Raw genomic sequence first — 6807 nt, 5'->3', positions numbered from 1 at the left:
GGCCATTCTCGCCCACCCAGCTGCACGTGCGTGCGGAGGGGCGCACATTTGAGTGGGCGCGCCTCTGATCTGCAACCATGCCTATGGCACCCCTCCCCCCCCCCCCGGGCATGTTGTAACTTGACATTGCAAACTCAGGTTGCAAGTATTGAGACATCGAGAGGGGCACAAAGCCCCCCGGACCTGCGGAGGAAGCCATGAACGAGACCACCACCCAGACCGCCACCGTCACCCTGGCCCAGGTCGGCGCCGGCCGCACCGCCCACTTCACCGCCGAGGGCACCGACACCCTGTGTGGCCGCCCGGTGAGCCGCCTCCTGGACGAGGGTGCGCCCGTGAAGAAGGACAAGGTGTGCAAGCGGTGCACCGTGGCCCTGGAGGCAGCCGCCGCAGAGGCGCCGGCCGCCGAGGTCGAGGAAGCCGCGGCCGTCGAAGAGGTCCCGGCCCAGGATGCGCCCGCCGTCGAGGCCGAGGGCGCGCCCGCCGAGGAGGCCCCGGCCGCCGAGGAGGTCCAGGTCGAGGACGCCCCCGCCGTCGAGGAGACCCCGGCCCCCGTGGTCGAGGACGCCCCCGCCGCCGAGGTTGAGGTGACCGCGTACACCGCCGCCCTGGAGCAGCTCTACCTCAACGGACGGGACAACGAGGACCGCGCCCTGTACGTGGCCCCCGCCGACGTCCTGGAGACGCTCCCGACCCTGCGCCGGATGCCCCGCTGGAACGCGGCCGAGGAGCGGTTCACCGTCAACAAAGTGGCCCTGATCCTCGTCCGGGACGCCCAGGGTGACCGGGTGTGGGTGCGCGGTGAAGCCGACCCGATCCGCGTGGACGCCGAAGGTGCCCAGGTGGACGCGGACGCCCCCGCCGAGCCCGGCCCGGTCGACATGGCCGCCGTCCTGGCCGCCACCAGGAAGCTGCGCCGCCGCCGCGAGGTCCAGCGGGTCATCGACAACCGGGAGGCCGCCCGCACCTGGAACACCCCGGCCCCCGTGGTCGAGGAGACGGTGCCGCCGGTGGTCGAGGAGGTCCCGGCCCCCGTGGTCGAGGAGACCCCGGCCCCGGTGGTCGAGACCCCCGACGCCCCGGCCGCCGGTCCGGAGTGGCGCACGCTCAAGGGTGTGACCGCCCCGTTCCAGCTCTACGGCGAGGACCATGGCGACTGGTTCCGCCCCGCCGGTGACCGCGCCCGGTGCACCGGCGAGCCGCTGACCGTCACGCGGGTCTGGATGAAGGCCGGACTGCGCTTCGGAGAGGACGAGATGGGCCGGACGCTGCGCCTCCAGGGAGCGGCCACCCGGTTCTGGGTGACCGTCGCCGCCTGACCGAAGCAGCCGCAGCGGCACCGACCGCGAGCAACGCGCCGGCCCCACGGGTCGGCGCTTCGCTGCGTCCTGGGCGCCCGTTCCGGTGCATGACCCGCCCGGGTGAAGATCCTCCTAACCTCACCTTGCAACTAGACATTGCAATCCCACCTTGCAACACTATGCATATCGGGAAGGGCGAGGGGCCTGGACCAGACCGGAGGGACACACCATGGACGCCACCAAGAAGACCGCGCAGCTGATGGCCCGCCTCGTCGAGGCCGAGACCACCCTCCGGGACACCCGCCGCGAGGAGGCCCGCACCGAGCGCGCCGCCACCCGCGCCGCCGACCGCCTCACCGCCGCCCGCACCGACCTGGTCGCCGCCCGCCGCGACCTGCGCACCGCCGAGCGCACCGGCAAGGGCCTGGCCGTCGCAACCCGCCGCCTGGCCACCCGCACCGCGCGGGTCGAGAACCTGACCACCGCCGCCCGCGAGGCCAAGGCCACCGCCACCGCCGCCCGCCGCGCCGCCCGCACCGCCGCCCGCCGCCTGGACACCCTCGGCCGCCGCGCCGCCCTCGCCGCCTCCCGCACCGTCGAGGCCATCGCCCACCGCCTCGGCGAGACCACCCTCACCCCGGCCGCCGAGACCGACCGCCTCCTGGACGCCGCCGAGATGCCCGCCGTCGAGGAGATCGAGGCCAAGGCCGCCGCCTTCGACGACCTGGACCAGCGCGCGAAGGACCTGGCCAAGCAGGCCGACGCCCACAAGGTGTGGTTGCGCACCCTGCCCACCGGCATTTACGGCCGCGTCGTGATCACCCGCACCCCCGGCCGCTCCGTCCTGGACGGCACGCAGGTGGCCCTGGACTACGCGAACAAGGGCCTGACGCCCCCGCGCAAGGCCACCCGCACCTCCTTCAAGGTCGACGCCACCGCGCTGCGCGAGACCCCCGTCGCCCTGGCCCCCGCCGCCTGACCCACCCGCCCCGCCGGGCAGCGGCGTACGCTGCCCGGCCCCTCGCCCCGGAAGGGACCCCCGCCATGTCGCTCCTGCCCCGCAGTATCCCGGTACCGGCCGCCGAGAAGATGGCCGCCGCCCTCGCCGCCGCCGGTACCAAGCTCGGCCCCTTCAGGCACGGTTCCAGCATCACGCGCACCGTCAACTGCCGGGGCACCTACTGGGAGTTGACCTACCTCGGCCCCATCGGATGGCGCCTGACCGGCCCCGGCGCGGAGCACGGCATCGGCGTGGACGCCGAGGAGGCCGCCGAGCGCATCACCACCCCGCCCGTCGACCCCGCCCCCGCGCGCCGCGTCCACGTACGCATCGGCACCCACCGCCGGGCCTACCACCCGGACAGCGCATGCCCCGCGCTCACCGGCAAACCGGAGACGTACCGGGGCCAGGAGGTCATGGCCGAGAACGACGCCCAGGAGCGCGGGCTCGCCCTGTGCGGGCAGTGCGACGCCGGACTGACCGCCGTCCCCCAGCGGTACGCCGGGGCGCCCGTGCCGGCGCTCGTGCGCGCCGCCTGGACCACCCCCCTCGGGGACGGATGGCGCCTGGGCGTACGCAGCGCCCTCGCCCGCTGACCTTCCCCCACCAGCCACGGCCGGCGCGCCCGCGACCGGCCGAACCGAAAGGACACCCCCATGGTTCCCGCCCTGTACGGCATCGTTGCCCGCCACGTCGACACCGGGGAGCTGCTGCGCTGCGCCTCCGTGTTCGACCTGGAGGACCTGCCGGTGCTGCTGGAGGAGTTCGCCGACGCGTACCGCGACAGCCCCGACGTGCTGATCGACCTGGACACCACCCCCACCTCCTGACCGCCCGCCGACCGGACCGCCCCTTGACACCCCACGTTGTAACTTGACATTGCAATGTCAGTTTGCAAGTATCGGGGTGTCAGGGAGGGCGACCAGCCCGACCAGGAAGGGGATTTGACCATGAGCCGCACCATCCGCATTCGCAGCACGGAGGACGCCGTGGCGGAGATCGCCGCCACGACGACGCGCGTCATCGCGGAGGGCGGCCACAAGGGCCACGACCTGGAGACGGTCGGCCGGATCATCACCTCGGACGCCGTCCTGGACACCATCCGCACCGCGTACGACCGGCGGACCGCCGAGGGGGCCACCCCGAAGGAGGCCGTGATCGCCGTGGGCACCCAGCTCATCGCCCACTACTGCAACTCCGCCGGCATCCCGCCCACCCGCTGACCCGACCCGCCCCCCCCGGCCGGGCGCACCCGCGCCCGGCCCCCCCTCGACGCCCAGGAGCCCGACCGATGGCGAACAAGCCGCCCATGGACCACACCGAGCGGGCCGCCCGCGACGACGACACGTACGCCAAGAGGCAGACCGCCATGGCCGTAGCCGCCGCAGAGATGTACCTCGCGGTCTGGGTCGGGATGCGGGCCGACCTCGCCCAGTACGTCGCCGCCCGCAAGACCGACGACCAGGCCGCGGCCGAGGACGCCCCGCGCCCGGCCATCGCACCCACCCCCTGACCCACCCTCACCCCCACATAGGAGGACCCGTGTTCCACGAGACGATCACCCACGCCGGAGGCACCACCGAAGGCGTCGCCAGCGAAGCCCACGCCGTGACGCTCCTCGACCGCGCCGTTCGCCGGCAGTACGCCGTGGAGGCCACCCCGGCCGGGGGCGCCCTCATCACCTGGACGCGCCACCTCTTCGGCCCCGGCGCGACCAGCGTCGTCCTGGTCGACCGCTCCATCCGCCTCGACCCCATGACCCCGGTCGGCAACCTCACCGACGCCGTACGCGAAGACCTTGCCCTGGTCGACGGCGACCCGCACGCCCGGTACGAGCTCCAGCAGGAGCGGCGCGTCATCACCGGCGGCCTGTGGCGGATCCCGCCGTTCGCCACGGCAGGGCTCCGCGCCCGGCGCCTGGTGGTCGAGGACCGGGGGCACGTCCGCCTCACGCTGACGGCCCGCCTGGGGCTCCTGGCCCACGCCCACCGCACGACCACCACGGCGCCCCGGGGCTGGTACCACCCCTCCGCGTACGAGAGCGCTGGACTCAACCGTCCCGGCCGCCGGGCCGGACTGCTGCGCGACAGCACGAGCACCGCCGTGTGCACCTGCCGCGAGCTGTCCGCTGTGGCGGGGGACCGCGACGAGGCCCGGCGCCTGGCCCGCGACCACCGGCGCGCCGTCGCCGCCGCGTTCGTCACCGCCCGGTTCGCCCTGCCGGTGACCGCCTGACCGGCAGGCGTACCCCCTGGTCACCGCCCCTTTCTGTGGCTGACATGCGGCCCAGGTTGTAACTTGAGTTTGCAACCTGAGTATGCAATTGTGTGGGTGTGAGGGAGGGCAACGAGCCAGCCCCGGAAGGGAACGCCATGTCGAAGATCGCCGCCCGTGCCGCCGCCGCCCGCACCCGGGACCTCGCCGACATCATCAGCAGCCGCACCGCCCTCCACCCCGCCCAGGACGTGCGCCTGAAGATGATCGACTACCTGACCGCCGCCGCCGGCGCCTTCGAGGGGAGTGACGGCACCGTCACCCCCTTCGGTGCCGCCGCCGCACTCCTCCAATGCCAGGCCCTCGCGGACAACCGCCCGGCCGCCGGCATCGCGGAAGACGTCTTCTACTACGTCGCCGCCCCGGTGAGCCGCTGGAACCCGGAGGTGCCCGACCTCACCCCCGTGAGCCCGGTCCTCGCCGGACAGGAGAGCCGCCTCCGGACCCAGATCCGCCTGGCCGCCCACGACCTCGACCGCGAGAGCGACGCCACCACCCGGCACGCGATCCTCGCCACCCTCGCGGACCTCCACTACCGCTTCGACCGCCTCAAGCACTCCGTGGAGGTCGACAACTACCGCGCCAGCCGCAGCCGCTGACCCGCCCCCGGGCCGCCCCCGCCGGGGCGGCCCCTGCCCGCAGGCACGCCCATGGTTGCAACCCCATGTTGCGACTTGACATTGCAATGTGAGATTGCAACTATGGGTTTCAGGAGGGGGTGCCAACCCCCACTGCACGAGAACGGAGCAGCCCATGCGCGCCTACGCCACCGCCCAGCTGATCGGCGGACGGGACAACCAGTGCGACGCCACCGCCGTCTACACCACCCCCACAGGCACCCGCGCATACGTGCTGCTGGACGGCGTGGGCGACAGGGGGAGCGTCCGGGAGTGGACCCGGGCCGCGGCCCGCCGCCTCGCCCGCACCGCCGCCCGCCGCGGTGACGCGGAGAGCGGCCTCCGGGCCGTCTACGCCGCTTACCAGGCCGAGGACCTGCGACAGGACGTCTACGCCCGGGACTACGCGCCGATGGCCGCCGCCGTGGTGGTCGTCACCGCCCCCGGCAAGCCGATGACCGTGGCCTGGGCCGGCGACTCCCGCGCGTACCTCCTCGTGGACGGCACCCTCCGGTGCCTGACCGCCGACCACAACCTCCGCCGGGTCTACCCGCCGTGCAAGACGTACCCGCACGGCGGCAACCGGCACCGCATCACCTCGTGCCTCGGGTCCTGGCAGACGGACCAGGACGCCATGGACTACGCCAACCATCCCGCGATCGAGACCGCGACCGTCCCCGCCGGTAAGGCCCGGCTGCTCCTCGCCTCGGACGGCGCCTACGAGCCGATCGAGGACAACGGCGCCGACCTGCGGACCTACCTCCACGGCACTCCGGCCGAGGTCGCCCCGGACCTGGTGGAGACCGCCGTCGCCTGGGCCGGAAACCGCCCGGACAACGCCACGGTGCTCGTCGCCGACCTGGCCTGACCCACCCCGGCACGGGCCGCCCCCCGGGTCCCCACCGAAAGGCAGCACAGCAGATGGACCAGACGACTGCCGCAGCCGTATTCGCCGCCGCAGCCACCGCGACCAGCTGGACCCGAACCCACCTCGGCGCACAGACGGAGGTGAGCCACGGCCTGTACGCCTGGACCGTCAGGCTTCCCCCGGAGTGCGGCAACGCGTACATCGTCGGCCGACACGGCTACGGCGGCAGCGAGGACATCCACGCCGAGGCAACTCCCCTTCAGACGATCGGAATCGTCGAAGCCGCCCTGAACGCTTTTCGCCCCCGTACTGCACCCCTGACCGCACCCATCGGAGACAACCTCATGCGCAACCACGCCCTCACCTGCGTCTACGCCGTCGCCCCCACCCTCGACCGGGCCACCGAGCTCTTCCACGAGCACATGTCCGGGGCCACCCTGACGGAAATCCACTTCACGTACGGCCCTGCTCGGGATGCTGCCATCCTCACCGGCAGCAAGACGTGGGCGATCCAGCTCCGGGTCGAGCAGGTGAAGACCTGCTCGACCTGCTTCCGCGACCTGCTTCTGTGCGAGGACTGTCCGGGATGTGGTGCCTGCACCGGCGGTGCCTGCACCGAGTGCGACGGCCCCGACACCCCGGAGTTCCACGAGGACTGACGCGGACCGGGCACCGGCCCAGGACGGTGTCCGCCCCTGCCCCCCCCCGGCCGGTGTTCAGAAGGGTTCGCCGAACCCTTCTGAACAC

10 protein-coding genes are annotated in these 6807 nt (G+C 73.3%); all 10 read left to right on the top strand.

The window, feature by feature from the left end; genetic code table 11:
• Positions 1 to 197 precede the first annotated feature (197 nt).
• The 10 genes from AB0917_RS33060 to AB0917_RS33015 all read left to right on the top strand — a co-directional run bounded on the left by AB0917_RS33060 (position 198) and on the right by AB0917_RS33015 (position 6719).
• Positions 198 to 1319, top strand: a complete 1122-nt coding sequence (locus tag AB0917_RS33060; RefSeq protein WP_366823408.1) for a hypothetical protein — start codon at positions 198 to 200, stop codon at positions 1317 to 1319.
• Positions 1320 to 1530: 211 nt separating this feature from the next.
• Positions 1531 to 2280, top strand: coding sequence for a hypothetical protein (locus tag AB0917_RS33055; protein WP_366823407.1), 750 nt, complete (start codon positions 1531 to 1533; stop codon positions 2278 to 2280).
• A 65-nt stretch (positions 2281 to 2345) separates the two neighbouring features.
• The gene (locus AB0917_RS33050) at positions 2346 to 2897 is read left to right on the top strand and encodes a hypothetical protein (protein WP_366823406.1); all 552 of its coding nucleotides are present in this window, start codon (positions 2346 to 2348) and stop codon (positions 2895 to 2897) included.
• A 60-nt stretch (positions 2898 to 2957) separates the two neighbouring features.
• Complete coding sequence (locus AB0917_RS33045) at positions 2958 to 3131, top strand: hypothetical protein (RefSeq protein WP_366823405.1); 174 nt, start codon at positions 2958 to 2960, stop codon at positions 3129 to 3131.
• A 120-nt stretch (positions 3132 to 3251) separates the two neighbouring features.
• A complete protein-coding gene (locus tag AB0917_RS33040; RefSeq protein WP_366823404.1) occupies positions 3252 to 3524 on the top strand; it encodes a hypothetical protein in 273 nt (90 codons plus the stop codon).
• Between the two features lie 68 nt (positions 3525 to 3592).
• A complete protein-coding gene (locus AB0917_RS33035; RefSeq protein ID WP_366823403.1) occupies positions 3593 to 3814 on the top strand; it encodes a hypothetical protein in 222 nt (73 codons plus the stop codon).
• A 29-nt stretch (positions 3815 to 3843) separates the two neighbouring features.
• Entirely contained in the window at positions 3844 to 4536 is a 693-nt protein-coding gene (locus AB0917_RS33030; protein ID WP_366823402.1) for a hypothetical protein, read from the top strand.
• 137 nt (positions 4537 to 4673) lie between these two features.
• A complete protein-coding gene (locus tag AB0917_RS33025; RefSeq protein WP_366823401.1) occupies positions 4674 to 5174 on the top strand; it encodes a hypothetical protein in 501 nt (166 codons plus the stop codon).
• Between the two features lie 154 nt (positions 5175 to 5328).
• Positions 5329 to 6060 carry a mucin-2 gene (locus tag AB0917_RS33020; protein ID WP_366823400.1) on the top strand — a complete coding sequence of 244 codons (732 nt, stop codon included), beginning with the start codon at positions 5329 to 5331 and terminating at the stop codon, positions 6058 to 6060.
• A gap of 53 nt (positions 6061 to 6113) precedes the next feature.
• Complete coding sequence (locus AB0917_RS33015; protein WP_366823399.1) at positions 6114 to 6719, top strand: hypothetical protein; 606 nt, start codon at positions 6114 to 6116, stop codon at positions 6717 to 6719.
• The last annotated feature ends 88 nt before the right edge of the window (positions 6720 to 6807 follow it).

The sequence above is a fragment of the Streptomyces sp. NPDC007346 genome (assembly GCF_040703535.1).
Lineage (GTDB): Bacteria > Actinomycetota > Actinomycetes > Streptomycetales > Streptomycetaceae > Streptomyces.
The sequence above is the reverse complement of the archived record's forward strand: the minus strand, read 5'-3'. Positions and strand labels throughout refer to the sequence as shown.

Coding starts and splice junctions, on each gene's coding strand:
- AB0917_RS33050 (WP_366823406.1), top strand. CDS start 2,346: ATGTCGCTCCTGCCCCGCAGTATCCCGGTACCGGCCGCCGAGAAGATG.
- AB0917_RS33060 (WP_366823408.1), top strand. CDS start 198: ATGAACGAGACCACCACCCAGACCGCCACCGTCACCCTGGCCCAGGTC.
- AB0917_RS33020 (WP_366823400.1), top strand. CDS start 5,329: ATGCGCGCCTACGCCACCGCCCAGCTGATCGGCGGACGGGACAACCAG.
- AB0917_RS33045 (WP_366823405.1), top strand. CDS start 2,958: ATGGTTCCCGCCCTGTACGGCATCGTTGCCCGCCACGTCGACACCGGG.
- AB0917_RS33025 (WP_366823401.1), top strand. CDS start 4,674: ATGTCGAAGATCGCCGCCCGTGCCGCCGCCGCCCGCACCCGGGACCTC.
- AB0917_RS33035 (WP_366823403.1), top strand. CDS start 3,593: ATGGCGAACAAGCCGCCCATGGACCACACCGAGCGGGCCGCCCGCGAC.
- AB0917_RS33015 (WP_366823399.1), top strand. CDS start 6,114: ATGGACCAGACGACTGCCGCAGCCGTATTCGCCGCCGCAGCCACCGCG.
- AB0917_RS33040 (WP_366823404.1), top strand. CDS start 3,252: ATGAGCCGCACCATCCGCATTCGCAGCACGGAGGACGCCGTGGCGGAG.
- AB0917_RS33055 (WP_366823407.1), top strand. CDS start 1,531: ATGGACGCCACCAAGAAGACCGCGCAGCTGATGGCCCGCCTCGTCGAG.